Origin of the sequence: Microbacterium sp. CFH 31415, assembly GCF_022538185.1 — a bacterium.
Taxonomy (GTDB): domain Bacteria; phylum Actinomycetota; class Actinomycetes; order Actinomycetales; family Microbacteriaceae; genus Microbacterium.
In genome coordinates this window covers 46,001-70,936 of record NZ_JAKYXC010000009.1, presented here as the reverse complement: position 1 = coordinate 70,936, position 24,936 = coordinate 46,001, and the positions used below count along the sequence as shown (strand labels likewise).

The window sequence follows — 24,936 nt, the reverse complement described above, 5'->3', positions numbered from 1 at the left end:
CCGCGAGTGACAACCCGGGGGCGTCAGGCCCGCGCGCGGAGGTACTGCTTCGGCCAGTAGTCGATGTCCGCGCCGAGCTCGACGGCGGCGCGCAGACCGTAGTGCGGGTCGCGCAGCCACTCGCGCCCGGCCATGACCGCCAGCGCGTGTCCGTCGGCGACGACCTTCTCGGCATGCGCGGCGTCGTCGATCATGCCCACGGCGCTCACCGGTACGCCCGCCACCCGCGCGACGTGCGCGGCGAGGTCGACCTGGTAGCCGGGTCCGGTCGTGATCTGCTGGTGGGCGACGAGCCCGCCGCTCGAGATGTCGAAGAAGTCCACGCCGCGGTCGGCCGCCCAGCGGGCGACCGTCGCCGTCTGGTCGGCGTCCCAGCCGCCCTCGGCCCAGTCGGTGGCGGAGAAGCGCACCAGCAGCGGAGCGGCGGGCGCGGCATCCCTCACCGCATCGATCACCCGGAGCAGCAGTCGCGCCCGGTTCTCGAGCGACCCGCCGTACTCGTCGTCTCGGCGGTTGGACAGCGGCGACAGGAACTGGTGCAGCAGGTAGCCGTGCGCGGCGTGGATCTCGAGCACCTCGAACCCGGCCTCGACGGCGCGGCGCGCAGCGGCGCCGAAGTCGCTGACGACCCGGTCGACCCCGGCCATGTCGAGCGAGACGGGAGCGTCGAAGCCCTCGTACGCGATCGCCGAGGGCGCGACGGTCTGCCATCCGCCCTCGGCGGCGGGCACGGTGCCCCGGTGACCCGAGAACGGCGACCAGGTCGACGCCTTGCGGCCGGCGTGCGCGAGCTGAACCCCCGCAACGGCGCCGCGGGCGCGCACCGCGGCGACGATCGGATGCCACGCTTCGCGCTGCGCGTCGGTCCAGAGGCCGGTGTCCTCGGGCGAGATGCGACCCTCGGGTGAGACCGCGGTCGCCTCGGCGATCACGAGCCCCGCGCCCCCCGACGCGAACTGCGCCAGGTGGGTGTGATGCCACTCCTGCGGCACACCGTCGACCGCGCTGTACTGGCACATCGGCGAGACCCACAGCCGGTTGCGCAGGGTGACGTCGCGCAGCGACAGGGGCGTGAAGAGGATGCTCATCCGGGGAAGACTCCGCGAGTAGGGTGGCGCCATGATGCGGTCATGGTCGATGGAGGACACGGGACGCGCCCTTCGGAGGCCAACGGCCGCAGATGACAAGTATTCCCGAGGCGTCCTGGGAGTCCGCACCGGTTCCGACGCCTACCCCGGCGCCGCCGTGCTCGGGGTGGAGGCCGCGTGGCGCACGGGGCTGGGCATGGTCCGCTACGTCGGCCCGGACCGCCCGACCTCGCTCGTGCTCGCGCGGCGCCCCGAGACGGTCGCGTCCGAAGGGCGGGTCCAGGCCTGGCTGATCGGATCGGGGACGGATGCCGCGTCCCGCGCCGCCGGCGAGACCGAGGCGCTGCGGGGCATCCTCCATGACACCGACCCCGTCGTCGTCGACGCCGGGGCACTCGACCTCGGTGCGGATGCCACTGCTCCCCGCATCCTCACGCCGCACGACCGCGAGCACGCGCGGCTGCGGGTGTCCCTCGGCCTCGCCCCCGCGGGCCACGACCGCGTGGCCGCCGCCGTCGAGACGGCGGAGGCCACGGGCGCGGTGGTCCTGCTCAAGGGCTCGGCCACCGTCGTCGCGACGCCCGACGGGTCCGCGATCGAGGTCGCCGCGGGCACGCCCTGGCTCGCAACGGCGGGAACCGGCGACGTGCTGGCCGGCGTCGTCGGGGCGCTCGTGGCCGGCGCGAACGCGGGCGAGCGGGGAACGGATGCCGGCTCCCTCGGCGCGCTCGCCGCCTCAGGTGCGTGGCTGCACGGCCACGCCGGCCGCCTCGCGTCGGCCGGGCGCGGCGGCGGCCCCATCACGGCGCTCGATGTGGCGGAGGCGCTGCCGCGCGCCGTGTCCGAAGCGCTCGACGCGGTCTGACGCCCTGACACGGGCGGATGGACCCCCGCCGTCAGGCCGAGCAGACGCCGTCGGGCGGCGTCGCCCCGGCGAAATAGGATGGCACGATGTCGAGGCGCGCCGTGCTGTGGATCGCATTCGTGCTGGTCCACCTCGTCGTCGCCGTGCTGGGCTTCACCGAGCCGAACACGCCGCGGGGCGACGTGCCCCTCGTCTACGAGCCGTGGGCCCGCGCGGCCGTCGAGGGCACGGCGATCATGGGCGTCACCCAGAGCTGGATCTACCCGCAGCTCGCCCTCGTGCCGATGGTTCTCGCGTTCGTCCTCAAGGGGCTCATCGGCTTCGAGTTCGCGTGGGTGGCGCTGGTGACGGTCGCGAATGCGCTCGCTTTCGCGCTCCTCGTCGGCCGTGGCCGCTCGCGCGGACGCACCCTTGCCGCGGCGTTCTGGCTGGCCTTCCTGCTCCTTCTGGGGCCGGTCGGCATGTACCGTCTGGACGGCGTCACCGTCTCGCTCGGGATCGCCGGGTGTCTGTGGCTCGTGGGGCGGCCGCTCCTCGCATCGATGCTGCTGGCTGCGGGCACCTGGGTCAAGGTGTGGCCCGCCGCCCTGCTCGCCGCCGCACTGATCGCCGTCCGTCGCAGGCCGGCCGTGATCGGCGGTGCGCTCGTCGTGACGGCGCTCATCGCCGTCGCCGTCGTCGTCGCCGGGGGCGGTGCGCACCTGCTCGGGTTCGTGTCGGGGCAGACCGGCCGCGGTCTTCAGCTCGAGGCACCGGTGACGGCCTGGTTCCTGTGGCAGGCCGCGGCCGGCGTCGACGGCGCATTCGTGTACTACGACACCGAGATCCTCACCTTCCAGGTCACCGGTGCTGACGTCGACGTCGTGATCGCAGCGATGACGCCCGTGCTCGCCGTCGCGGTCCTGGCGATCGCCGCCCTCGGCGCCGTCAAAGCCTGGCGCGGCGCCGGCTTCGCGGCACTCTTCCCGTCGCTCGGGCTCGCCCTGGTGCTGGCGTTCATCGTGTTCAACAAGGTCGGCTCACCGCAGTTCCTCACGTGGATCATCTCGCCGCTCGTGATGGGCCTGGTGCTCGACCGCCGGCGGTGGAAGGTGCCGGCCGTGGCCGCCCTCGCCGCGGCGCTCCTGACGCACCTCGTGTACCCGCTGCTCTACGCTCAGCTGATCCTGGCCGATGTGTTCGCCGTCGGTGTGCTCACCGCCCGCAACGTCGTGATGGTCGCTCTCCTGGTGTGGGCGATCGCGTGCGTCGCCCGCGTGCCCTCGCGGGTGCGCCCTCCCGCTTCCCTGTCCACCACGCCCTGAACCCCGGAGGTCCCCCATGCTCGTCGCCTTCTCCGTCGCGCCCAGCGGCACCGGCAACGCCGACGGCTCCGTGCACGACGCCGTCGCCGCGGCCGTCCGTGTCGTCCGTGACAGCGGACTGCCGCACCGAACGACCTCGATGTTCACCGAGCTCGAGGGGGAGTGGGACGAGGTCTTCGACGTCGTCCGGCGCGCGACCGAAGCGGTCCAGCCGTACGGTTCGCGCGTGTCGCTGGTGCTCAAGGCCGACATCCGGCCCGGCTACAGCGGCGAGCTCGACGGGAAGATCGAGCGCCTCGAAGCGGCCCTCGACGAGCAGACGCAGACGCCGAAGGACGAGTGACCGCCCCGGACGCGCCCTAGAGTGAGGGGCATGTCCGAGCCGGCGCCGTCTCCTGATCGCGCGGTGCGTGCTCTCGCCGACGCCATCGGCGACTCGCGTCCGCGCAGTGCCGACGACGCCGGCGATGACATCCCCGTCGCCGCGACGGTCGTCATCCTCCGTGATACCGCCGACGGCCCGCAGGTGCTGCTCATCGAGCGCCCCGATCGCGGCTCGTTCGCCGGTGCGTGGGTGTTCCCCGGAGGCAAGCTCGACGCCGCCGACCACCGTGAGGGCGACGCCGAGGAGGACACCGCCCGTCGCGCGGCCGTCCGCGAGACCGTCGAGGAAGTCGGACTCGTCGTCGACGCCGCGGACCTGGTCACCCTGTCGTGCTGGGATCCGCCGCCCGGGCTGAAGGTGCGCATCCGCACCTGGTTCTTCGTCGTGGCTGCGCCCGACGGGCCGCTGACGCTCTCACCCGACGAAGCGGTGACCGCCGAGTGGGTGGCACCTGCCGAGGTGCTGGCCCGGCACGGCCGCGGCGAGCTGACGCTCTACCCGCCGACGTGGGTCACGCTGCATCACCTCGTCCACCATCCCGATGCAGGCTCCGTCCTCGACTCCGCGCGCCTCGGCGGCACCCGCCGGTTCGAGACCGTCGCCCGGCGGGGTTCCGAGGGTCCGCTGCTGCTCTGGCACGGCGACGCCGAATACGAGGAGGGAGTGGATGCCGCGGCATCCGCTGCCCGTCACCGTCTGGAGATCGGCGCACTGCCTTGGAGGTACACCGAGGCGGAGTGACCCGCCCGTCAGCCTTCGAGGAGGCGGCGGACGTGCGTGCCGACGGCGTGCGTCTCGATGAGGAAGCCGTCGTGGCCGAAGTCGCTCGCGAGCACGACCGCGCGGTCCCCGTCGAGAGTGTGACGGATGCCGCGCGCGATACGATGCTGACCGTCGATCGGGAAGAGCCGGTCGCTGTCGATCCCCACCACGAGCGCGGTGGCGGTCACGCGGGCGAGGGCGTCGTCGATGCCGCCGCGGTCGCGGCCCACGTCGTGCGAGTTCATCGCCTCGACGAGCGTGATGTACGAGTTGGCGTCGAAGCGGCGCGTGAACTTGTTGCCGTGGAAGTCGAGGTAGGACTCCACCGCGAACCGGCCGCCGTGGCCGAGGGGGCTGACGCCGGACTGCCACGACCGCTGGAAGCGCTGGTTGAGCTCGGTGGGCGAGCGGTAGTTGAGCAGCGCCATGCGGCGGGCGAGCGCGAGTCCGCGGTTCGGGCCGTCGCCGTCGGCGGCGTCGTAGTACTCGCCGCCTTGGAACCGCGGATCGATGCGGATGGCCTCGAGCTGCACCGAGTTCAGTGCGATCTGGTCGGCGGTGTTGACGGGCGGAGCCGAGAGGATGCCGACGCGCTCGACGCGGTCGGGCAGACCGACGGCCCACTCCAGGGCGTGCATGCCGCCCATCGATCCGCCGATGACGCCGGCCCACACGTCGATGCCGAGGGCGTCGGCGAGGCGCACCTGTGCGGCGACCTGGTCGCGGATCGTCAGGTACGGGAACCGCGACGCCCACTCGTAGCCGTCGGGGCCGATGCTGGCGGGGCCGGTCGAGCCCTGGCAGCCGCCGAGCATGTTCGGTGCGACGACGAACCAGCGGTCGGTGTCGATGGGCGCGCCGGGACCGACGATGTCGTCCCACCACCCGGTCGTGGGATGCCCCGGCCCGGCCGGTCCGCGCACGTGGCTGTCGCCGGTGAGCGCATGCAGCACCAGCACGGCGTTGTCGCGCGCTGCGTTCAGCTCGCCCCACGTCTCGTAGGCGAGGCGGTAGGCGGGGAGCTCGCGGCCGCCCTCGGTGCGGAACGACCCGAACGCGGCGAAGTGACGCTCGCCGACGGGGTCGCCGTCGCGCCACGCGCCGGTGGCCGGCGGGCGCCCCAGCAGCAGGCGGGCGTCGGCCTCCGTCACCGGTGCCGAGGGCACGGTGTCTTCGGAGGTCTGCCAGTCCATCGGACCATTCTCCCGCCCGGCCCCTGCCCGCAGGCCGAGTGTTACGCCGTACCCGGCTCAGGACGGAAACTGGGGTCGGGTCCGTGAGACGGCGTGATCGGATGGGTGAGACGGCGGCGGTCCCGAGTTCGGTACGCGGGATGGCCGGGACGGCCCAGTCCCGGGCCTCGGGCCGAGTGTTACGGACGGCGGCCGATGCCGGTCGCTGACGTTGGCACATCGAAAGGGCTGTGTGCCCCGGGCGGCACCCTCAGCTCCGGAACGCCGCCGTCTCGTACAGCGCGCCGTGCTGGCCGGCGAGGGCGATCGGCCGAGCATCCCACGTCTGCACGAAGCGGTGGTCCGTCGGCGTGCCGGGCGGTACCTGCGCGTCGATCTCGTCGAGCGTGCCCATCGTCTCGTTCGACAGCCACACCACCCGGCGGCCGGTCGCCGCGCCGAGCCCGGCCATGATGTCGGCGAACCGGCGGCGCTCCGCAGAATCGAGGTACAGCAGCACCGCGCTGTGGAAGACGACCAGCGTGGCGTCCGGCGGAGCGGCGGCTGCGACATCCGTCACCCGCTCCAGCAGATCGCCGCGGACGATCTCGGGAGGATCGGATGCCGCGATCGCGGCGGCCGTTCGCAGTCGGGCGACCCGGGCATCGTGGTCGGGCCCGGGCCAGATGAGGTTCGCGAGCCAGTCGACGGCGTCGGCGTCCGAGACGTCGATGGGATCGAGGTCGATCCCGCGCCGCCAGACGACATCGGGATACCGTTCGGGGACGGATGCCTCGTCATCGACGGTGCAGGTGAGCATGACGTCGCTCGGCCCGTCGGGCGGGTCGACCTTCTGCACGCCGGCCGGGGTCGCGTACTCGACGCTGTACCGGTCGGGGAACAGGCACAGGCCCGCGGCGGCCCCGACCTCGAGCAGGGCGATCGGACCGTCGATGCCGGAGAGGGGCGGGAGCCAGGTCGCGCACCGGTTGGCTTCGTTGGTCTGCACGGTGCGGTCGGCGCCGGTCGCCACGATGCGATCCCAGTGCTCGAGCAGCCATGGCCGCACCGCGTGGTACGGGCTCATCGCGGCGCCCTCCCAGCGCGCCGACGCGAACACGAGGTTCGGCTGCTGCTTGGCGCGGGGGAGTGCGGCCAGCCGGGCGAGCAGCTCGGGATCACGTGCGATCCCGAGCGCCCAATCCTCATACAGCGGCGAGGTGCCGTGCGCCCAGCGTCGGCCGAAGTCGTCGTAGAAGGCCGCGATCGCGGCCGTCGGATCACCCGTGTCCACGCGCCCACCCTACGATCGCCCGGCCGCCGTGTCGCCGGGCCGGTCTACCATCCGTGGAATGGACGTGATCGAGTACCTCTTGAGCGGCGATCCGGCGATCCGGTGGCAGGTCATGGCCGACCTCACCGATGCGCCGGCGCCCGAGATCGCAGCGGAGCGCGCGCGTGTCGCCACCGAAGGCTGGGGGGCACGCCTGCTCGCCGAGCAGGGTGACGACGGGCTCTGGGACGGCGGCGTCTACAGACCGGGGTGGGTCGACGAGAGCCGGCCGTTCTTCGACGCGTGGACGGCGACGCACTTCTCGCTGCAGTCGCTCATGGAGTACGGACTCGACCCCGACTCGCCCGAGGCGGTGCGTGCGATCACGCGGGTGCGCGAGAACGCGCGGTGGGAGTACAACGGCGCACCATACTTCGAGGGGGAGATCGAACCGTGCATCAACGGGATCGCCCTCGCGCTCGGCGCGTACTTCGCGCGCGACGAGTCAGCCGCGATCGCTCAGACCCTGCTCGACACCCAGCACGCCGACGGAGGCTGGAACTGCTGGGAGGACGACACGGCGACACCGTCGTCCTTCCACTCGACGATCTGCGCGCTCGAAGGGCTGTGGGAGTGGGAGCAGCGCACGGGCGGCTCCGACGAGCTCCGAGCCGCTCGGCTTCGTGGCGAGGAGTATCTGCTGGAGCGACGACTCTTCCGCCGCAAGTCCGACGGCTCGATCGTCGACCTGCGGATGACGCTGACATCGGCCCCGTGGCGGTGGTACTACGACGTGCTGCGCGGTCTCGAGTACTTCCGCCTCGCGCGCCCCGAGCGCGACGAGCGCTGCGCCGAGGGCGTCGAACTCGTCCGCGAGAAGCGGCTCGACAACGGCCTGTTCCCCTTCGAGAACCATCACGAGGGGCCGGTGCTGTTCGAACTCGACGCGGAGGGTGACGGCTTCCCGAGCCGGTGGGTCACCCTCCGCGCTCTGCGCGTGCTGCGCTGGTGGGATGCCGGCTGACGCCGGCACCCGGAGGCAGAACTGCGGATGCCCCGGCCCGCGTGGGCCGAGGCATCCGCTGATCTGAAACCGAGGTCAGGCGCGCGCCGCCTCCGACACGCGACGAGCCGCCGCGAGCGCCTGCTCGAGGTCGGCCTTGAGGTCGTCGATGTTCTCGAGCCCGACCGACAGGCGCACCAGGCCCGGCGTGACACCGGCGGTGAGCTGCTGCTCGGGGGTGAGCTGCGAGTGCGTGGTCGACGCCGGGTGGATGACGAGCGAGCGCACGTCGCCGATGTTCGCGAGGTGGCTGAACAGGGTGAGCGAGTTCACGAACTCGCGGCCCGCCTCGACCCCGCCCTTGAGCTCGAACGACAGCACGGCGCCCACGCCCTTCGGCGCGTAGGTGTTGGCCGCCGCGTACCACGGCGACGTGGGCAGCCCCGAGTAGTTGACCGAGGCGACGTCGTCCTGGTTCTCGAGCCACTCCGCGATCTCCTGCGCGTTCTGCACGTGACGCTCGATGCGCAGCGACAGGGTCTCGATGCCCTGGATCAGCAGCCACGCGCTCTGCGGCGAGATGGCTGCGCCGAGATCGCGGAGCAGCTGCACGCGGGCCTTGATGATGTAGGCGAGCGGGTCGCCGACCGCGGCGGTGTAGGACGCGCCGTGGTACGACGGGTCGGGCTCGGTGAGGCCCGGGAACTTCTCGACGTTCTTCGACCACTCGAACTTTCCGCCATCGACGATGACGCCGCCGATGACCGTGCCGTGACCGCCGAGGAACTTGGTGGCCGAGTGGATGACGATGTCGGCGCCGTGCTCGAAGGGCTTGATGAGGTACGGCGTCGCGATCGTGTTGTCGACGATGAGCGGGATGCCGTTCTCGTGGGCGACGTCGGCCACCGTGCGGATGTCGAGCACGTTGATCTTCGGGTTGCCGATGGTCTCGCCGAAGAAGAGCTTCGTGTTCGGGCGGACGGCGCGGCGCCACTCCTCGGGGTCGTCCTGGTTCTCGACGAACGTGGTCTCGATGCCGAGCTTGGCGAGCGTGTACTTGAAGAGGTTGTATGTGCCGCCGTAGATCGAGCTCGACGACACGATGTGGTCGCCGGCCTGGGCGATGTTGAGCACCGCGAAGGTCTCGGCGGCCTGGCCGCTGGCGACGAGGAGGGCACCGGTGCCACCCTCGAGCGCGGCGAGGCGCTCCTCGACGACGGCCTGCGTCGGGTTCTGGATGCGCGTGTAGATGTTGCCGAACTCGGCCAGCGCGAAGAGGTTCGCGGCGTGGTCGGCGTTGTCGAACACGTACGAGGTCGTCTGGTAGATCGGCGTGGCACGGGCCTTGGTGACCGGGTCCGGCGCGGCACCGGAGTGGATCTGCTTGGTCTCGAAACGCCAGTTCTCGGGTGCGGACATGGCTTGCTCCTGCGGGTTCAGTGGGCGGGGGCGGCATCCCCCGACCGGATCGACAGTACGGATGTCGCGGCCTTGTCAACAACGAAGGGGAAATGTGACGTAATCTCCGGGCCGCGCGGGCGACGGACGACCCCGGGCGGAATGGGTACCGTGGAGGCATGACGACCAGACGTGCTGTGGTGACCGGGGCGAGTTCGGGGATCGGTGAAGCGACCGCGCGGAAGCTGCGCTCGCGAGGCTGGGATGTCGTCGCCGTCGCCCGCCGGGCCGACCGCCTCGAGGCGCTCGAAGCAGAGACCGGTGCGGTGGCATTCGCCGCCGACCTCACCTCCGATGCCGACGTCGAGGCACTCGCCGAATTCCTCGACGGGACCGGTCCCGTGCACTCGCTGGTGCACATCGCCGGCGGCGCCCGCGGCGCCGACCGAGTGGAGGACGGCCTCGTCGAGGACTGGCAGTGGATGTTCGACGTCAACGTGCTGTCGGCCCAGCGGCTGGTGTCAGCGCTGCTGCCGCAGCTGCGGCGCGCCGCCCGCGAGGGTGGCCACGCTGACACGCTCTTCGTGACCTCGACAGCGGCACAGACCGCCTACGCGGGCGGAGCGGGCTACAACGCCGCGAAGGCCGGTGAGGCGATGCTCGCGCACGCCCTTCGGCTCGAGCTGAACGGCGAGCCGATCCGCGTGATCGAGATCGCCCCGGGCATGGTGCACACCGAGGAGTTCACGACCAACCGGCTCGGCGGCGACAAGGTGGCGGCCGAGCGTGTGTACGAGGGCGTTCTCGCGCCCCTCACCGCCGACGACGTCGCCGACGTCATCGCCTACGCGCTCGATGCGCCGGGTCACGTCAACCTCGACCTCATCACGATGCGCCCGGTCGCGCAGTCCGCCCAGCACCTGCTCGCCCGCGGTCCGCTGCGTCCGCGCGGCGAAGGCGGCCTCGCGTGATCCCCGCCACCGGCACGACGATCACCTACGCATCCGGCGCGACGTCGTCCACGGGCACGGTCGTGCACGTCGCCGACGCCGGCGACGGGCGCTCGGCCATCGTGCTCGACACGACCGCCTTCCATCCGGTCGACACCGCGTGGCCCGACCAGCCGGCCGACCGCGGCATGCTGAGCGCGGGCGGCGCGACGCGCGCGATCGTCGACGCCGTCCTCGGTGCGACGCAGGGCGACGGGCTCGTGCTCGGCCGCGATGTGCCGGTGCGCACCGGCACCGAGGGCTGGACCTTCGTGGTCGCCCACATCGTCGAGGGCGATGGCATCACCGAGGGCGACACCGTGGAGATCGAAGCGGATGCCGCGTACCGCACCGCGCTCTCAGCGGGACATACCGCCTGCCACCTCGCCTCGCTGGCGCTCGACGCCGCGCTCGCGGACGCGTGGCGCAAGGAGACGGCCACCGATGCGCTCGGCGCCCCGGCATTCGACGCCCTCGCGATCCAGGAGTCGCGGATCCTTCCCGACGGATCGCGCGACGTCTACCGCATCGGCAAGTCTCTGCGCCGCAAGGGCTTCGACCCGGCCGCCTTCGACGACCCCGCCGCGGTGGCCGAGCGGGCGAACGCGCTGCTCGCCGAGTGGATCGCGAGCGGCGCAGCCGTGCGCGTCGACGCCGACGGCCCGAGCCTCGCCGACCGCCGTACATGGGTCTGCGAGCTTCCCTCGGCGGAGGTGCGCATCCCCTGCGGCGGAACGCACGTGTCGGCGCTGTCGGAGCTGGCGTCGGCGACCGTGTCGCTCGAGGCGCACCACGTCGAGGGCGGCCTCGAGGTGGTCATGACGACGACCGCGACCCGGCGCTGACGCCGGGCCGCGGCATCCGCTCATCCCGTCGTCTTCGTCGCACGGCGCAGGCGTCAGAGGATCTGTGCCTCGCCGGCAACGGTCTCGACCTCTTCGGGCAGGGTGTCGGCGAACGCGACCTTCGGGACGAAGAACAGCAGCACCGCGGCGAGGAAGCCGCCCGCCGCGCAGATCGACCACACCGCGAGGTAGCCGCCGAGCGACGCCGCTGTCTCGCTCGCGACGACGCCCGCACCGGCGGCGAGGACGACGCCGAAGACGGCTGAGGCGAACGTTCCGCCGATGGTCTTCGTCGTGTTCGTCAGCGCCGAGGCGATCCCGGTCTGACCGTGAGGAGCCGCCGCCGCGGCGGCGGCGGGGAGCGCGCCGACGAGCGCACCCGAGCCGATGCCCGCGATGGACAGGTTGAGCAGCACCTGCCACAGCTCGGTGTGGAACGGAAGGAACAGCACGTAGCCGATGCCGACGAGCGCCGAGGCGACGATGAGGATCGCACGCGGGTTCGCACGGCGAGAGGTCACGGCGAACAGAATCGCCCCCACGATGAGGGACACGAGGTAGAGGCCGATCACGTAGGAGCGCGCTTCGGCATCGAGTCCGAGGCCGTAGCCGAGCGATGAGTCCGTGCCGGCGTAGGTCGACAGCGGGCCCTGCGCGCCGAGCAGGCTGATGCCGACGAGGAACGCCGTCGCCTGCACGGGCCACATCTCGGGTCGCCGCAGCACGCGGATGTCGATGGCAGGATCGGGCTGCCTCAGCTCGAACAGCACGAAGAGCACGAACGCGACGATGCCGAGCGCGAGGAGCACCCACACGAACGCGGCGCCCGCTCCGTTGAGCCGCAGGAACGTGAGCGAGCTCGTGACGAGCAGCAGGCCGAGGGCGAGGATGACGAAGCCCCACGTGTCGAGTCGCCGGCCGCGCACCGGCTCGGACTCGGGCACGCCGAGCCAGATCACGAGGCACACGAGGGTGACGGCGATCGCGGGCACCATGAGGGTGAGCGTCAGGTCGCCGGTAGCGGTGAAGATGCGCCCCGCGGCGAGGGCGCCGATGATCGCTCCGGCCTCGAGCCCGACGACGAGGAGACCGGCTGCCCGGCGCGTCAGCGAGACGCCCCGGTTCTGCTTCCTGCCGCGCTCGAAGATCAGCGCGATCTCGAGCGGCAGCCACACGACGTAGAAGCCCTGCAGCGCCCACGCGATGAGGAAGCTCGAGAAGTCGCCGGCGAAGGCCAGCCACCAGCTCGCACCGGCGGTCAGGATCGCCGCGATCAGCAGGATCTTCTTATGCCCGTACATGTCACCGAGCTTCGCGAGCACCGGAACGACGAGCGCCGACAGCAGCAGCTGCGCGGCTTCGAACCAGTTCACATCGGAGTCGTGGATGCCCAGCTGATCGACGATGTCGCTGAACAGGGGCACGTAGTACCCCTGCAGGATGCCGCTCGTGACCTCGACGAGGACGAACCAGCCGATGAGGCCCGCGGTGATGCCGAGGGCCGAGCCGCGGAGGCGGTCGGTGGCGCTGGAGACTCGGGACACGAGGGCGAGACTACTCGAACCGCGCGCCTAGTCTGGGAGCGTGTGGATGACGGTCCTGGATGCCCGGCGCGGGAGCGCTCCATGGCGATGACGCTGCCCGAGCTCGCGGATGCGGGGCTCATCGACCCGGGGTGGGCCGAGGCACTCGCGCCGGTCGCCCCCGACATCGCGGTGATCGGCGAGCGACTGCGGGCGGAGGTGGCATCGGGCAGGTCGTACCTGCCCGCCGGAGACCGCGTGCTGAGGGCGTTCCAGAGGCCTCTCGCCGATGTGCGCGTGCTGATCGTAGGACAGGACCCCTACCCGACTCCGGGGCATCCCATCGGCCTGTCCTTCGCGGTCGACCGGCACGTCCGTCCGCTGCCGCGGAGCCTCTCGAACATCTACCAGGAGCTCGAGGCCGACCTCGGCATCCCCCGGGCCGACCACGGCGACCTGTCCGCGTGGAGCGACCAGGGCGTCATGCTGCTCAACCGCGTGCTCACGGTGACTCCGGGGCAGCCGGCATCCCATCGCGGCTGGGGCTGGGAGAAGGTCACCGAGCATGCGATCCGCACGCTGGTCGACCGGGACCGCCCGCTCGTCGCGATCCTATGGGGGAGGGATGCCGCGAACCTGCGCCCTCTGCTGGGTCCGACGCCGATCATCGAGTCTGCCCACCCGTCGCCGCTGTCGGCCAGCAGGGGGTTCTTCGGGTCCCGCCCGTTCTCCCGGGCGAACGCGCTGATCGATCAGCAGGGCGGTCGGCCGGTCGACTGGACCCTCCCGGCCGGAGCGTAGGCTGACGGCATGCTCGAGGAGGAATACGACCGCGACCGGCGCCGGCTGCCGCGTCATCTGCGTCGTCGTCCTGAACCGGAGCGTCCCTTCTCGTTCGACATCCGGCCGGTCGCCGAGCGCGACATCCCCGATATCCGCGAGATCTACAACTACTACGTGACCAACTCGGTCGTGACGTTCGACGAGAAGAGGTGGTCGATCGCGCAGTGGCGCGAGAAGCTCGCGTACCTGCGGAAGCTCGATCTGCCGTTCCTCGTCGCGGAGTCGCCGACCGGGCAGATCCTCGGCTACGCGCTGGTGCAGCCGATGTCGACGAAGTCGGCGTATCGCTTCTCGGTCGAGAACTCGATCTATCTGGGGCAGGCCGCAACCGGCAAGGGACTCGGCAAGGCGCTGCTGGTCGCCCTCATCGCGGCGTGCGAGCAGAAGGGCATCCGGCAGATGGTCGCCGTGATCAGCGACAAAGGCGCTGAGGGTTCGGTCGCCCTGCACGAGAAGCTCGGGTTCGTCGAAGTGGGCCGCATGGGCCGTGTCGGCTTCAAGTTCGGACGGTGGCTCGGCACGATCTACCTGCAGAAGGAGCTCAAGCCCGCCAAGAAGAAGGGGCTCTTCGCTCGCTGACGAGCTCTTCGCGCGCTGACACGCTCATCGCCCGCTGACCGGCTCAGCGCCGCGGTGAGGAGGCTGCGGCGTCCTTCACAGCGTCGATGAGCTCACGCCACGGACCCCGGGCGTCGGCGTCGGCGAGCTCGGCCTCGCGTGCACGCTCGCCGCACCGGGCGTCGAGACGCCACACGAAGCGGTCGGCGCCGGCGTCGTCGCGCAGGATCGCCACCGCCTCCCACGGGCACCCCTCGATCAGCGCGCGCCACCGCTCGGCGTCGGACCCGTCCGCCTCGGCGCGCCACTCGCGCGACAGGCCTGCGAACCCGCCCGAGCGTGTCACGGTCACCGAGACCGGGAGCTTGGCGCTCGTGTCGTCCTCCGCGGGCGGTGCCGGCTGCTCGCCGCGGACGGGGGGCTCGGGCGAAGGCCCCGGCGAGGGCGTCGGCGACGGGCGCGGCGAACGGGCGGCGGGACGTGCGCCGTGGGGCGCGTCAGGCAGCGGTCTCTGCGGCTCGTGCATCGTCGATCACGCCGACGCTCGTCCAGGCGGCCCGGACGGCGGCGACCTCCTCCGACTCCTCACCGTACTCCGCGGCGGCGGCCGCCAGGGTGGCGTTCGCGAAGGTCGAGAAGTCGGCCGTCGACGGCAGGGCGCCGCCGAGCGCGCGATACCAGATCAGGCCTGCACGTTCCCACGCGTGCCCGCCGAGCGCGGTGGCCAGGAGATAGAACGCGTGATTCGGGATGCCGGAGTTGATGTGCACGCCGCCGTTGTCGTCGCGGGTCACGACGAAGTCGCGCATGTGCGCGGGCTGCGGGTCGCGGCCGAGCACGTCGTCGTCGTACGCCGTGCCGGGTGCGGCCATGGAGCGCAGCGCCCGACCTTCCACCGCATCCGTGAAGATGCCTTCGCCGATGAGCCACGACGCCTGGTCAGCGGTCTGCCCGAGATGGTGCTGCTCGGCGAGCGCACCGACGACGTCGGCGAACGACTCGTTGAGCGCACCCGACTGGCCGCGGTAGAGCAGGCCGCCCTCGTCTTCGATGACGCCGTGGGCGAGTTCGTGCGCGATGACGGTGAGCGATCCGGTGAACCCGGAGAAGACCTCGCCGTCGCCGTCGCCGAACACCATGCGCTCGCCGTTCCAGAACGCGTTGTCGTAGTTCTCGCCGTAGTGCACGGTCGACAGGAGCGAGCCGCCCGAGCCGTCGATGCTGTCGCGAGCGAAGGCGTCCCACAGGAAGTCGAACGTCGCGCCGAGTCCGTCGAACGCCTGGTCCACGGCGGTGTCGCCGGTCGGCGGGTCGTCTTCGCCCCTCACCTTCACGCCGGGGAGCTGCTCCTTCTGTTGCGCGTCGGAGATCTCCCGGTCGGGGGCGGGGGTGGCTTCGGCGACCAGGGTGCCATCGTCTTCGATCGACAGCCGCAGTCGCGAGCGCACCGGACGGTACTCGCGCGGCGCCGCCAGTGTCGACCGGGCCGCCTCGGCCGCCTTGGCCCACGTGGGCTCCTGCACGGCGGCGATGCGGGCGAGCAGGTACGGGGGGACGATCGCGTGGGCCATGGTCAGAGGCTAGCGGCGAGGTCCGACGGTGGGCGCATCGCGCCAGCGCGTCCGCATGACGACGTCGCTGCTCGGTGCCGCAGCAGCAGAGCCCGCGCGGACGGCCGCGCCGCGGTCAGACGGTGCCGGGATCGATGACCGGGATCGAGGCGAGGAGGCGACGCGTGTACGACACCTGAGGCTGGAGCAGCACCTTCTCGGTCGGACCCTCCTCGACGATGCGGCCGTCCTTCATGACCACCACCTCGTCGCACAGGCTCTGCACCACGCCGATGTCGTGCGACACGAGCAGCATGGTCAGCCCGTCGCGAGCCCGCAGCTCGGCCAGCAGCTCGAGGATCTGCGCCCGCACGGTGACGTCTAGCGCCGACAGCGGCTCGTCGCCCACGAGCAGCCCGGGGCGATGCACGATGGCGCGGGCCAGCGCGATCCGCTGGCGCTGGCCGCCCGAGAACTCGTGCGGGAAGCGATTGGCCATGCCGGCCTCGAGGCCGACGTCTTCGAGCACCTCGCGCACGCGGGCGCGGCGGTCGCCGTCGATGCCGAGCGCCCACAGCGGCTCGCCCACGATGCGCCCCACGCTCATGCGGGGATCGAGCGACGCGTACGGATCCTGGAACACGATGCCGGTGCGTCGGCGCAGCCAGTGCAGCGACCGGGCGGGCGCCGACGCGTCGACGGGCCGGCCGTCGAACTCGACCTTCCCTTCGGTGGGCGTGTCGAGCGCGAGCAGCAGGCGCACGAGCGTCGACTTGCCCGAGCCCGACTCGCCGATGATGCCGACGGCCGAGCCGACGCGCACGTCGAGGTCGGCATCCTCCAGCCCCGTCGTGTACGCGCGCGGCCCGAACAGCCGGCTCTTAGGAGTCTGGTAGCGGCGGGTGAGACCCCGCGCACGCACCAGGAACTCGCTCATGCGGCACCTCCCGCGGGTGCGCCACCGGGGCGCCACAACGTCGCCGTCGCATCGCGCAGCAGGCCCTGGGTGACCGGCGAGGAGGGCGCGGTGAGCAGCTGCGACACCGGCGCGTCCTCCACCACGCGGCCGTCTTCGAGCACCACCCCGTGTGTGGCGATCTGAGAGAGCACCGCCAGATCGTGGGTGATGAAGACGAGCGACATGCCGTCGTCGCGCACGAGCGAGAGCAGCAGTTCGAGTATCTCGGCCTGGATCGTCACGTCGAGCGCCGTCGTCGGCTCGTCGGCGATGAGCAGGCGCGGCCGGCACGCGAGCGCCATCGCTATCGCCACGCGCTGGCGCTGGCCGCCTGACAGCTGGTGCGGGTAGCGCGAGACGATGCGCTCCGGGTCGGGGAGGGCGACACGGGAGGCCTCGGCCACAGCGCGGGCCGCGGCATCCCGTCTCGTTGCCTTCTCGTGGATGCGGATCGACTCGGCGATCTGACGGCCCACGGTGCGGATCGGATTGAGCGCCGTGCGGGGCTCCTGGAAGACGATGCCGATCTCGTCGCCGCGCAGCGCGGCGAGCTCGCGGTCGGGGAGACCCACGAGCTCGCGGCCGTTCCAGCGGATACTGCCGGTCGCGGTCGCGCCGTCGGGCAGCAGCCCGAGGATCGCGAGCGCCGTCAGCGACTTGCCCGACCCGGACTCGCCGATGAGCCCGACGCGCGCGCCGTCGGGCACCGCGAAGCCGACCCCGTCGACGACTCGCCGGCCGCCGATCTCGATCGTGAGGTCCTGCACCTCGAGGCTCACGCGACCACCTCCGGCACATGGGTGCGCGCGACGCGTCCAGCCCCGCGCGCATGCGCCAGCGTCGGATCGGTCGCCTCGCGGAGCCCGTCACCCAGCAGGTTGAGCCCCAGGACCGTCAGCGTGATCGCGAGGCCAGGCCACACCACCGACAGCGGGTGCACCGTGATGAACTGCTGCAGCTCGGCCAGCAGCAGGCCCCACGAGGGCTCGGTCACGGGGGCGCCGAAGCCCAGGTACGACAGGCCCGCCTCGGCGAGCACGGCGACGGCCATGCCCCACGACAGCTGCACGATGAACACCGGAGCGACGTTCGGCAGCAGATGGCGGATGAGGTTCTGTGCGGGAGTGAGCCCCGAGGCGCGGCCGGCGACGACGAAGTCGCTGTGCAGCACGCGGCGCAGCTCGGGTCTCGTCACCCGGGCGATGTTCACGCCGAAGCCGATACCCACCGCCCAGATCACGACCCACAACGAGCCGCCCCACACGGCCGAGATCATCATGGCGATGATCAGCACCGGGAACGCGATGAGGATGTCGACGAACACCGCCACCGACTCGCGCACCCATCGCGCGGTGAGCGCGCCGAGCGAGGCGAGCGCGATGCCGATGATCGTCGCGACGATCCCCGCTCCGACGGCGACGAGGATCGTGGTGCGTGCGCCGGCCATGAGCAGGCTCAGGATGTCGCGACCCGCCGCATCGGTGCCGAGCACGTGCGGCCAGCCCGGCGGCAGCCACCGCGATGAGATGTCGACCTGCTGGGGGTCGAACGGCGTCCAGAACCGGGCGACGACCGCCGCCGTGACGACGACGATCACGACGATCAGGCCGAAGCGGCCCGTCGAGAGGCGCCACAGCCGGCCGAGCCACGCCCACCGCGACGGCGCGGCGTCGGCCGCGGCATCCGTCTCCGCTTTCTTCAGCAGACCGCTCATGTCGCCTCCCGCTGCCTCGGATCGATGAGACGGTGGGTGAGGTCGACGACGAAGCCGATGATCAGCACGAAGCCGGTGAGCACGAGGAGCTCGCCCTGCACCTTGGGCAGATCGCGGGCGCTCACGTCGGCGACGAGCATACGGCCGATGCCGGGGAGGGTGAACAGCTGCTCGATGATCACCGCGCCGACGATGATGCCGGCGACCTGCAGGCCGAGGACGGTGATCACCGACAGGCCTACGTCGGGGAGGCCGTGGCGGATGAGTGCGGCGTTGCGGGTGAGGCCCTTTGCGGCACCGGTGCGGACGTGGTCCTGGCCGACGGCCTGCAGCGTCGCGCTGCGCACGAAGCGCATGAGCATGGCGCCCTCGACGATGCCGATCGTGAGCGCGGGCAGGAGCAGCGCGCGGAACGCCGCCCACGGATCCTGCCAGCCCGCGCGGGGGAAGCCCTGGGCGGGCAGCCAGCCGAGCCACACGGCGAAGACGACGACGAGCATCATGCCGGCCCACACCACCGGCACCGCGGCGAGGGTCTGCGCGCCGACGCTCAGCGCGGTGCCGTCGGGACGACCGCGGCGCATCGCCGACAGCACGCCCAGCGGCACGCTGAAGACGACGGCGATCGTGAGGGACATGATGCCGAGCGGCACCGTCACCTGCGCCTTCTGTACGAGTTCGTCGGCGACGGCGGTGCCCGTGAGCAGCGAGCTGCCCAGGTCGCCGCGGAGGACGCCGCCGATCCAGTCGAGGTACTGCGTCGGCACGGGCTGGTCGAGGCCGAGCCGCTCGCGGATCGCCTCCACCTGGCCGGGGCTGCTGTTGACCCCGGCGATCAGCTGGGCGACGTCACCGGGGAGGACGCGCAGCGAGAGGAAGATGAGCACGCTGGCGACGAGCAAGCCGAGCAGAAGCAGGGCAAGACGCGTCAGCGTGTATCGGATCACCCGTTGCTCTTGGCCAGCTCGCCGAGGTCGAGCCGCTCGTTCACGTTGATCGACGGCATACCCGTGATGTTAGTGCCGACGGCGACCACCGACGCGCCGTTGTACAGCCAGTCGGCCGCTGCGTCTTCGGAGACGATGCGCGCGGCCTCGGCGAGCAGCCCGGCCGCCTCGTCCTCGTCGGTCGCCGCGAGCGACTCGGCGAACAGCTCCTGCACCTCGGCGTTGTCGTAGGTGAAGTAGTAGTCGGGGTTCGCCCAGTTCTCGAAGTCGCGCGCCTCGGTGTGCAGCACGAAGCTGAGGTCGTAGTCCTTGTTGATGTACACGTCGTTGAGCCACGTCGAGAAGTCCACCGAGTCGACCTCGAGGGTGATGCCCACGTCGTTGAGGTTGGACACCAGGATCTGCGGGATCGTCGTGGAGTAGAAGTTCGGGATCTTCAGCGTGAGCTCGAGGTCGTCGGCGCCGGCGTCCTCGAGGAGGGCGCGGGCGGCCTCGGGGTCGAACGGGGCTACGTCGGAGAGGTCTTCGTAGCCCGGGTCGAGCGACGGGATGGGACCGTACTGCGTCTCGCCGGACGCCAGCGCCTCGATGAACGCGTCGTGGTTGATCGCCTGACGGATCGCCTGACGCACGCGCTTGTCGGCCAGCGGGCTGCCGGGCTGCTGGTTGAACGCCAGGGTGCCCTTGTCGGTGGACTGGCCGAGCACGAGCGCGAAGTCGCCGTTCGCCTCGATCTGGTCCTTGAGGTTCGCGTCGTAGCCGGTCACGACATCGACCTCGCCGGCGAGCGCCGCATTGAGCGCGGCCTGGTTGTCGGGGATGTAGTCGAACACGACCTCGGCCACGTGCGCCTGGTCGCCCCAGTACTCGTCGTTGCGCGTGAAGGTGATGCTCGCGCCCTGACGCCAGCTGTCGAGGCGGAAGGGACCGGTGCCGTTGGCGGCGGTGTTGTAGTCGACCGTGTCGCCTTCCTTGAAGACGAGACCGGCGCGCCCGGTCAGGTTCCACAGCAGGCTGGAGTCGGGCTGGGCCAGGGTGAGGGTGATGTCCTGCCCCTCGGCGGTGATGGCCGTCACGTTGGCCAGTCGCGCCGAGTCGCGCCACTCGGGCGTCGCCTTGCGTGTGGTGAGCGACCACACGACGTCCTGGGGCGTGAGCGCCTGGCCGTCGTGGAAGAGCACGCCCTCGCGCAGCGTGAAGGTGTAGGTCAGGCCGTCGGGGGAGACGCTCCAGTCACTCGCGAGCGAGGGCACGATCTCCTGCTCGGGCGTGCGGGCCACGAGCCCCTCGTAGACGTTGTCGATGAGGATCTGGTCGAGCGCGGCACCGGCGGTCTGGCGGATGTCGAGGTTCTCGGGCTCGAGCACCAGGCGGATCGCCACGGACGCATCGGGGTCGGGCGCTGCGGTCGCGCTCGGGGTCGGGGAGGAGCCGGCCGTGCAGGCGCTGAGCAGAAGAGCGCCGGCGGCGAGGAGCGAAGTCGCGGCGATCGCAGTGCGACGAAGCATGGAGATCCTTTCGGAGGGGGATCCGCACGGTGTGCGGTGCCGGGGTCAGCCCGGATTGGTTGGACCGACGCGCCGGATCACAAGCCTATTCAACGGAATCCGTAGGCGAGGACCTCGTTACCCGGAACGCAACAGAAGCGTTAATCGTTCCCGGGGTGGATGAGTCGCCCCGTTCGCCGCGGCGCCCGATCGCTGAGGCCTCTCGTTCGCCGCGGCGCGCGGTCGATGCGGCGCCGCCGAGGACCGGGCCCGGGCGATCCGGCGTGGGTAGGCTGGCGGCATGACCGAAGAACGGCGCGTCCACCTCTCCCGCTCGGCGCCGCCGGCATACCAGGCGCTCGCCGCGTTCTCGAAGACCGTGGGAGGGATCTCCGCTGAGAGCGGGCTCGACGACCGGCTGAAGGAGCTCGTCCAGATCCACACCTCGCAGCTCAACGGCTGCGCCTATTGCGTGCGGGTCCACGTCGAGCGGGCGGTGGCGGCGGGCGTCAGTCCCGACGTGCTCACCCAGATCGCGGTCTGGCGCGACTCGGGGGTCTTCAGCGACCGCGAGCGGGCGGGACTCGAACTCGCCGAAGCGTTCGCATTCATCCACGAGGATGGCATCCCGGATGACGTCTACGACCGTGTCGGCGCGATCCTGACCGAGCAGGAGTACGTGGCGCTCAGCTGGATCCTGGTGTCTATCAACGCGTTCAACCGGGTCGCGATCGCGGGCAGGTACAGCGTGCCGCCGCGGGACGACCTCGCCGGCGAGGACCGCGACGCCGCCTCGGGCGCTGCATGGTGACGGACCCCGACGATCCGGTCGTCTCGGGGGCGGTCAACCTCCGCGACGTGGGCGGTCTGCCCGCAGGTGCGTCGATCACGCGGCACGGCGTGCTCTTCCGCTCGGGCAACCTCGCCCAGCTCGACGAGCACGGCACCGCCGCTCTCGGTGGGCTCGGGCTGCGTCGCATCATCGACCTGCGCGCCGACGACGAGGTGGCGCACGCGCCCAGTCGCATCGACGGCCTCGAGATCGTCACGCAGCGCGTGCCGCTGTTCCTCGGCTCGGTCGAGTCCTTCTTCGCCGACGACATCAGCCTCGACGAGATGTACCGGCAGCTCGTGGACGACTCGTCGGCGGGCGTGGTCGACGTCGTGCGCGGGATCGTGACCGACCAGCCGGTGCTCGTGCATTGCACGGTGGGGAAGGACCGCACCGGCGTCACCGTCGCGCTGACCCTCGCGGCCGCGGGCGTCGACCTCGACGCCGTCGTCGCCGACTACGCGCGCACCGAGGTTCTGCTGCCCGAGTGGCGCAACCGCCGGGTCGTGCAGCTGCTGCGTGCGATGCACCCCGAGGCGACGCACCTCGAAGACCTCGCCACGCGGTCGCCCGCCCCGGTGATGCAGGCCCTGCTCGACGACGTCACGACGCGTTTCGGCTCGCCGGCCGACTACCTGCGCGCGCACGGATTCGCCGACGACGAGATCGCCGAGCTGCAGCAGGTGCTGCTGCGCCCGCGGTGACCGCATGTTGCGTGTGAGGTTAGGCAACCCTTCATAGCGGGTATAGTGGGGGTGTCATGAGCCACACCACCGAGCACAGCGTCGCGGCCTGCCGTTCTTCACGGCACACGCGCGTCCAGCACCTGATCACGGCCGACGAGTCCTCGCTCGCCGAGCTGCAGGTCGTGCTCGCCACGCTGCCGATCTGCTCGACGGGCCGTGTGTTCGTGGAGATTCCGGATGCCTCGTGGCAGGCCCACATCACGGTTCCCAGTCGCATGGTCCTGACCTGGCTCGACCGCTCGCGCCGGTCGGGCGCCCCCGGCACGAGCCGAGGCTGTGCCCCCGGCGAGGCGCTCGCCCGCGCGGTGAACGGGTGGGCAGACGAGATGCTGTGCGCCGAAGACGACCAGACCCGCATCCACCTGCTCGGCGGCTACCTCGGCACCGCCGACATCGTCGATCACCTCACGGGCATGGGCATCGCGCCGACGTCGATCCACACGCCCGCCGAGTACGGCCTCACGACCTCGCGCTGACGTCCGCGCCCGGTCTGCGGTGGCGTCAGGCCGCGCCGCGGGGCACGTAGTTGCCGTCCTCGAGGCCGGCGAGGATCTCGAACCGGTTGCGCAGCGGATCGCGGCCGGCCAAGAGGTAGAGGAACGGCATGAGGAGTCCGTACCGTCGCCATTGCGCCTTGTGCACCGCTTCGTGCCGCAGCAGGTTGTCGCTCACCCGGCCGTCGCCGGTGAGGAAGCAGCCGCCCACGCACACCCCGCCCCTCGCGAACGTCCACGCCGGCATGCCGCGGAACACCCACAGGCCCTCGCGACGCTCGATCCGGCCCGTGCTCCACAGCGTGCCCCACACCCAGCCGACGGCGGTGCCGTAGGCGTAGCCGACGAGGCTGATGGGGGAGTCCAGCAGAAACGCCGGGATGACTCGGTCGATGCGTCGCCCCCGCTCGACGGCGAGGTCGGCGCGTGCGCGCCACCCCCGAGGGGGTGTCGTGATCGGACTCACGCGAGCGCCCCGACGACGCGCAGGATGGCCCCGAGATCGTCGGTGGCCGATGCCGCCGATGCCGGGGAGTAGCCCGCAAGGGAGGCGCCGGCGAGCGGCAGCTCCGCGCGCACGGCCGCGATCGCCGCGGTGAGCTCCGCCACCGCCAGTCCGAACGGCTCGGGGTGGGCGTTGCCCGCGATCTCGGCGGGATCGAGCACGTCGACGTCGACATGGATGTACACGGCGTCCGCCCCGCTGCCGCGCACCGCGGCAGCGAGCGCGGCCGGGTCGCGCAGCGCGTCGACGTCGAGCGCGGTCACGCCGAGCGCCGTCACCGCCTCGATCTCGGCATCGTCGTACGACCGCGCGCCCACGACGAACGTGCGCTCGGGTGCGACCGCACCCTCGGGGAGGGCCAGCTGCGGCGCTCCTTCGCCGAGCACCGCACGCAGCGCCATTCCGGCGAACGCCCCGGAGGGAGAGGTCTCGGGGGAGTTCAGGTCGGGGTGAGCATCCATCCACACCACCGCCAGCCGCGGAACGCGGCGCGCAGCGTGGGCGATGGGCTCGACGGCCACGCCGCAGTCGCCGCCCACGGTCAACACCGGCTCCGCCGACGAGTCGAGTGCCGCCGCGATCAGCTCGCGCACGCGCTGCAGGCTGCTCAGCCGATGCACGCCGGTGCCGAGGGCCTCGCCGGCCTCCATGGGCACGTCGAGGATCGTGGTCGCCGCGCGAGGCAGGTCGCCGGCGATCGCGTACGCGCCGTCGATGAGCTGCATCGCCCGTGAGGAGGGGCTTCCCTGCCATTGCGGCACAACGAGGTAGCGCGTCATCCCCTCATCCTCTCGCAGCCCGACCCGCCCGCGCAGGCCGAGGCGCACGCCGTGCGCGAACACGCCGAAGGGCGCCGCCCCGTGCGGAGCGACGCCCCTTCGAGCGACCGGGTTACGGCGTGTACGGGGCGCTGGGCGCGTCGATGGCCGCCTGCGCCGGGGCCTGCCCCGACTTCAGGGCGGCGAGGCGCGCCTCGACCTCGGTGAGCTCGCCCACGTCCTCGAGGCTCTCGAACTGAGCATCGAGAGTGGATGCCGCGAGCTCCTGCTTGCCGGCGGCGAGGGCCTCCTGGCGGCGGACCTTGTCTTCGAAGCGGCCGAGCTCGCTGGTCGGGTCGAGGACATCGATCGACTTGACCGCGTCGTGCACCTTGTTCTGGGCCTCGGCGGTCTTGGCGCGCGCGAGCAGCTCGGAGCGCTTCGACTTCAGCTGCTCCAGCTTCTGCTTCATGCCGTTGAGGCCGTCCTTGAGCTTGGCGACGACCTCGGTCTGCGACGCGATCGTGGGCTCGACTGCCTTCGCCTCGTTCTCCTCGCTGATCTGGCGCTGGAGCGCGATCTTGGCGAGGTTGTCGAACTTGTCGGCGTCGGCCGTGTTGCCGGCGCTGCGCAGCTCGTCGGCCTTGCGGCTCGCGGCGAGGGCCTTGTTGCCCCACTCGGAGGCGGCCTGCACGTCTTCCTGGTGGTCGCGCTCGAGCAGCCGCAGGTTGCCGATCGTCTCGGCGATGGCCGCCTCGGCGTCGGCGATGCTGTTCGTGTAGTCGCGCACGAGCTGGTCGAGCATCTTCTGCGGGTCCTCGGCAGAGTCGAGGAGCGCGTTGATGTTCGCCTTCATGAGGGTCGAGATTCGACCGAAGATGGACTGCTTCGCCATCGTTTTTCCTTCCTATCGGACAGATCGGGTGTGGTCAGGTTC

27 protein-coding genes are annotated in these 24,936 nt (G+C 71.4%); 12 read left to right on the top strand and 15 right to left on the bottom strand.

What is annotated here, in order from left to right:
* Nucleotides 1-23 precede the first annotated feature (23 nt).
* Nucleotides 24-1,088: an NADH:flavin oxidoreductase/NADH oxidase gene (locus MK786_RS11085; protein WP_241112295.1), complete on the bottom strand. Its 1,065-nt coding sequence runs from the start codon at nt 1,086-1,088 to the stop codon at nt 24-26.
* A gap of 31 nt (nt 1,089-1,119) precedes the next feature.
* On the opposite strand from MK786_RS11085, the gene MK786_RS11080 reads away from it, so the two are divergent.
* From MK786_RS11080 to MK786_RS11065, 4 genes are all read left to right on the top strand, one after another.
* Nucleotides 1,120-1,953, top strand: a complete 834-nt coding sequence (locus MK786_RS11080) for an NAD(P)H-hydrate dehydratase (protein WP_241112294.1) — start codon at nt 1,120-1,122, stop codon at nt 1,951-1,953.
* Between the two features lie 86 nt (nt 1,954-2,039).
* Complete coding sequence (locus MK786_RS11075; RefSeq protein ID WP_241112293.1) at nt 2,040-3,257, top strand: hypothetical protein; 1,218 nt, start codon at nt 2,040-2,042, stop codon at nt 3,255-3,257.
* Between the two features lie 16 nt (nt 3,258-3,273).
* A complete protein-coding gene (locus MK786_RS11070) occupies nt 3,274-3,600 on the top strand; it encodes a thiamine-binding protein (protein ID WP_241112292.1) in 327 nt (108 codons plus the stop codon).
* A 30-nt stretch (nt 3,601-3,630) separates the two neighbouring features.
* On the top strand, nt 3,631-4,383 hold the full coding sequence (locus MK786_RS11065) for an NUDIX domain-containing protein (RefSeq protein WP_241112291.1): 753 nt from the start codon (nt 3,631-3,633) through the stop codon (nt 4,381-4,383).
* Between the two features lie 8 nt (nt 4,384-4,391).
* On the opposite strand, the gene MK786_RS11060 is transcribed toward MK786_RS11065, so the two are convergent.
* Together MK786_RS11060 and MK786_RS11055 are read right to left on the bottom strand one after the other, a co-directional pair.
* Complete coding sequence (locus MK786_RS11060) at nt 4,392-5,597, bottom strand: homoserine O-acetyltransferase (protein ID WP_241112290.1); 1,206 nt, start codon at nt 5,595-5,597, stop codon at nt 4,392-4,394.
* Nucleotides 5,598-5,847: 250 nt separating this feature from the next.
* Complete coding sequence (locus MK786_RS11055; protein ID WP_241112289.1) at nt 5,848-6,870, bottom strand: DUF2332 domain-containing protein; 1,023 nt, start codon at nt 6,868-6,870, stop codon at nt 5,848-5,850.
* 58 nt (nt 6,871-6,928) lie between these two features.
* On the opposite strand from MK786_RS11055, the gene MK786_RS11050 reads away from it, so the two are divergent.
* A complete protein-coding gene (locus MK786_RS11050) occupies nt 6,929-7,873 on the top strand; it encodes a hypothetical protein (protein ID WP_241112288.1) in 945 nt (314 codons plus the stop codon).
* 75 nt (nt 7,874-7,948) lie between these two features.
* Here the strand turns inward: MK786_RS11050 and MK786_RS11045 are convergent, their stop codons facing one another.
* Nucleotides 7,949-9,271: a bifunctional o-acetylhomoserine/o-acetylserine sulfhydrylase gene (locus MK786_RS11045; protein ID WP_241112287.1), complete on the bottom strand. Its 1,323-nt coding sequence runs from the start codon at nt 9,269-9,271 to the stop codon at nt 7,949-7,951.
* A 158-nt stretch (nt 9,272-9,429) separates the two neighbouring features.
* Here MK786_RS11045 and MK786_RS11040 point away from each other — a divergent pair, with 158 nt between their 5' ends.
* Both MK786_RS11040 and MK786_RS11035 read left to right on the top strand, forming a co-directional pair.
* On the top strand, nt 9,430-10,221 hold the full coding sequence (locus MK786_RS11040; RefSeq protein WP_241112286.1) for an SDR family oxidoreductase: 792 nt from the start codon (nt 9,430-9,432) through the stop codon (nt 10,219-10,221).
* Entirely contained in the window at nt 10,218-11,084 is an 867-nt protein-coding gene (locus MK786_RS11035) for a metal-dependent hydrolase (protein ID WP_241112285.1), read from the top strand. Before MK786_RS11040 ends, MK786_RS11035 begins: the two co-directional genes overlap by 4 nt.
* Before the next feature lie 53 nt (nt 11,085-11,137).
* Here the strand turns inward: MK786_RS11035 and MK786_RS11030 are convergent, their stop codons facing one another.
* A complete protein-coding gene (locus MK786_RS11030; RefSeq protein WP_241112284.1) occupies nt 11,138-12,628 on the bottom strand; it encodes an MFS transporter in 1,491 nt (496 codons plus the stop codon).
* A gap of 81 nt (nt 12,629-12,709) precedes the next feature.
* Between MK786_RS11030 and MK786_RS11025 the strand changes: the two genes are divergently transcribed.
* Together MK786_RS11025 and MK786_RS11020 are read left to right on the top strand one after the other, a co-directional pair.
* Nucleotides 12,710-13,408, top strand: a complete 699-nt coding sequence (locus MK786_RS11025) for a uracil-DNA glycosylase (protein ID WP_241112472.1) — start codon at nt 12,710-12,712, stop codon at nt 13,406-13,408.
* A gap of 9 nt (nt 13,409-13,417) precedes the next feature.
* On the top strand, nt 13,418-14,029 hold the full coding sequence (locus MK786_RS11020) for a GNAT family N-acetyltransferase (RefSeq protein ID WP_241112283.1): 612 nt from the start codon (nt 13,418-13,420) through the stop codon (nt 14,027-14,029).
* Nucleotides 14,030-14,072: 43 nt separating this feature from the next.
* Here the strand turns inward: MK786_RS11020 and MK786_RS11015 are convergent, their stop codons facing one another.
* From MK786_RS11015 to MK786_RS10985, 7 genes are all read right to left on the bottom strand, one after another.
* On the bottom strand, nt 14,073-14,360 hold the full coding sequence (locus tag MK786_RS11015; RefSeq protein ID WP_241112282.1) for a protealysin inhibitor emfourin: 288 nt from the start codon (nt 14,358-14,360) through the stop codon (nt 14,073-14,075).
* A gap of 145 nt (nt 14,361-14,505) precedes the next feature.
* Nucleotides 14,506-15,579 carry a M4 family metallopeptidase gene (locus MK786_RS11010; RefSeq protein ID WP_241112281.1) on the bottom strand — a complete coding sequence of 358 codons (1,074 nt, stop codon included), beginning with the start codon at nt 15,577-15,579 and terminating at the stop codon, nt 14,506-14,508.
* A 115-nt stretch (nt 15,580-15,694) separates the two neighbouring features.
* Nucleotides 15,695-16,495, bottom strand: coding sequence for an ATP-binding cassette domain-containing protein (locus MK786_RS11005; RefSeq protein WP_241112280.1), 801 nt, complete (start codon nt 16,493-16,495; stop codon nt 15,695-15,697).
* Nucleotides 16,492-17,295: an ABC transporter ATP-binding protein gene (locus MK786_RS11000; RefSeq protein ID WP_241112279.1), complete on the bottom strand. Its 804-nt coding sequence runs from the start codon at nt 17,293-17,295 to the stop codon at nt 16,492-16,494. The genes MK786_RS11005 and MK786_RS11000 overlap by 4 nt, the downstream gene beginning before the upstream one ends.
* Nucleotides 17,292-18,230: an ABC transporter permease gene (locus MK786_RS10995; protein WP_241112278.1), complete on the bottom strand. Its 939-nt coding sequence runs from the start codon at nt 18,228-18,230 to the stop codon at nt 17,292-17,294. Before MK786_RS10995 ends, MK786_RS11000 begins: the two co-directional genes overlap by 4 nt.
* Nucleotides 18,227-19,177, bottom strand: coding sequence for an ABC transporter permease (locus MK786_RS10990; protein ID WP_241112277.1), 951 nt, complete (start codon nt 19,175-19,177; stop codon nt 18,227-18,229). The genes MK786_RS10995 and MK786_RS10990 overlap by 4 nt, the downstream gene beginning before the upstream one ends.
* Nucleotides 19,174-20,685 (bottom strand): ABC transporter substrate-binding protein, encoded by a 1,512-nt coding sequence (locus tag MK786_RS10985; protein WP_241112276.1) that lies wholly within the window; start codon nt 20,683-20,685, stop codon nt 19,174-19,176. Before MK786_RS10985 ends, MK786_RS10990 begins: the two co-directional genes overlap by 4 nt.
* Nucleotides 20,686-20,965: 280 nt before the next feature.
* Here MK786_RS10985 and MK786_RS10980 point away from each other — a divergent pair, with 280 nt between their 5' ends.
* From MK786_RS10980 to MK786_RS10970, 3 genes are read left to right on the top strand one after another with little or no spacing between them, the layout of a single operon-like run.
* Nucleotides 20,966-21,475 carry a carboxymuconolactone decarboxylase family protein gene (locus tag MK786_RS10980; RefSeq protein ID WP_241112275.1) on the top strand — a complete coding sequence of 170 codons (510 nt, stop codon included), beginning with the start codon at nt 20,966-20,968 and terminating at the stop codon, nt 21,473-21,475.
* Nucleotides 21,469-22,200 carry a tyrosine-protein phosphatase gene (locus MK786_RS10975; RefSeq protein ID WP_241112274.1) on the top strand — a complete coding sequence of 244 codons (732 nt, stop codon included), beginning with the start codon at nt 21,469-21,471 and terminating at the stop codon, nt 22,198-22,200. Before MK786_RS10980 ends, MK786_RS10975 begins: the two co-directional genes overlap by 7 nt.
* 56 nt (nt 22,201-22,256) lie before the next feature.
* Complete coding sequence (locus MK786_RS10970; protein ID WP_241112273.1) at nt 22,257-22,718, top strand: SIP domain-containing protein; 462 nt, start codon at nt 22,257-22,259, stop codon at nt 22,716-22,718.
* A 25-nt stretch (nt 22,719-22,743) separates the two neighbouring features.
* Here MK786_RS10970 and MK786_RS10965 read toward each other — a convergent pair whose 3' ends face one another.
* The 3 genes from MK786_RS10965 to MK786_RS10955 all read right to left on the bottom strand — a co-directional run bounded on the left by MK786_RS10965 (nt 22,744) and on the right by MK786_RS10955 (nt 24,894).
* Complete coding sequence (locus MK786_RS10965; protein ID WP_241112272.1) at nt 22,744-23,202, bottom strand: Fe-S oxidoreductase; 459 nt, start codon at nt 23,200-23,202, stop codon at nt 22,744-22,746.
* On the bottom strand, nt 23,199-24,020 hold the full coding sequence (locus MK786_RS10960; RefSeq protein WP_241112271.1) for an arginase family protein: 822 nt from the start codon (nt 24,018-24,020) through the stop codon (nt 23,199-23,201). Before MK786_RS10960 ends, MK786_RS10965 begins: the two co-directional genes overlap by 4 nt.
* A gap of 112 nt (nt 24,021-24,132) precedes the next feature.
* A complete protein-coding gene (locus MK786_RS10955) occupies nt 24,133-24,894 on the bottom strand; it encodes a PspA/IM30 family protein (RefSeq protein ID WP_241112270.1) in 762 nt (253 codons plus the stop codon).
* Between the last annotated feature and the right edge of the window lie 42 nt (nt 24,895-24,936).

Excerpts from the sequence above, each read along its gene's own strand:
- MK786_RS10985 (WP_241112276.1), bottom strand. The coding sequence starts at position 20,685 with ATGCTTCGTCGCACTGCGATCGCCGCGACTTCGCTCCTCGCCGCCGGC.
- MK786_RS11070 (WP_241112292.1), top strand. The coding sequence starts at position 3,274 with ATGCTCGTCGCCTTCTCCGTCGCGCCCAGCGGCACCGGCAACGCCGAC.
- MK786_RS11065 (WP_241112291.1), top strand. The coding sequence starts at position 3,631 with ATGTCCGAGCCGGCGCCGTCTCCTGATCGCGCGGTGCGTGCTCTCGCC.
- MK786_RS10960 (WP_241112271.1), bottom strand. The coding sequence starts at position 24,020 with ATGACGCGCTACCTCGTTGTGCCGCAATGGCAGGGAAGCCCCTCCTCA.
- MK786_RS11040 (WP_241112286.1), top strand. The coding sequence starts at position 9,430 with ATGACGACCAGACGTGCTGTGGTGACCGGGGCGAGTTCGGGGATCGGT.
- MK786_RS10975 (WP_241112274.1), top strand. The coding sequence starts at position 21,469 with ATGGTGACGGACCCCGACGATCCGGTCGTCTCGGGGGCGGTCAACCTC.
- MK786_RS11080 (WP_241112294.1), top strand. The coding sequence starts at position 1,120 with ATGATGCGGTCATGGTCGATGGAGGACACGGGACGCGCCCTTCGGAGG.
- MK786_RS11045 (WP_241112287.1), bottom strand. The coding sequence starts at position 9,271 with ATGTCCGCACCCGAGAACTGGCGTTTCGAGACCAAGCAGATCCACTCC.
- MK786_RS11005 (WP_241112280.1), bottom strand. The coding sequence starts at position 16,495 with ATGAGCGAGTTCCTGGTGCGTGCGCGGGGTCTCACCCGCCGCTACCAG.
- MK786_RS10955 (WP_241112270.1), bottom strand. The coding sequence starts at position 24,894 with ATGGCGAAGCAGTCCATCTTCGGTCGAATCTCGACCCTCATGAAGGCG.
- MK786_RS10995 (WP_241112278.1), bottom strand. The coding sequence starts at position 18,230 with ATGAGCGGTCTGCTGAAGAAAGCGGAGACGGATGCCGCGGCCGACGCC.
- MK786_RS11085 (WP_241112295.1), bottom strand. The coding sequence starts at position 1,088 with ATGAGCATCCTCTTCACGCCCCTGTCGCTGCGCGACGTCACCCTGCGC.
- MK786_RS11020 (WP_241112283.1), top strand. The coding sequence starts at position 13,418 with ATGCTCGAGGAGGAATACGACCGCGACCGGCGCCGGCTGCCGCGTCAT.
- MK786_RS11050 (WP_241112288.1), top strand. The coding sequence starts at position 6,929 with ATGGACGTGATCGAGTACCTCTTGAGCGGCGATCCGGCGATCCGGTGG.
- MK786_RS11025 (WP_241112472.1), top strand. The coding sequence starts at position 12,710 with ATGGCGATGACGCTGCCCGAGCTCGCGGATGCGGGGCTCATCGACCCG.
- MK786_RS10970 (WP_241112273.1), top strand. The coding sequence starts at position 22,257 with ATGAGCCACACCACCGAGCACAGCGTCGCGGCCTGCCGTTCTTCACGG.
- MK786_RS11075 (WP_241112293.1), top strand. The coding sequence starts at position 2,040 with ATGTCGAGGCGCGCCGTGCTGTGGATCGCATTCGTGCTGGTCCACCTC.
- MK786_RS10980 (WP_241112275.1), top strand. The coding sequence starts at position 20,966 with ATGACCGAAGAACGGCGCGTCCACCTCTCCCGCTCGGCGCCGCCGGCA.
- MK786_RS11010 (WP_241112281.1), bottom strand. The coding sequence starts at position 15,579 with ATGGCCCACGCGATCGTCCCCCCGTACCTGCTCGCCCGCATCGCCGCC.
- MK786_RS11060 (WP_241112290.1), bottom strand. The coding sequence starts at position 5,597 with ATGGACTGGCAGACCTCCGAAGACACCGTGCCCTCGGCACCGGTGACG.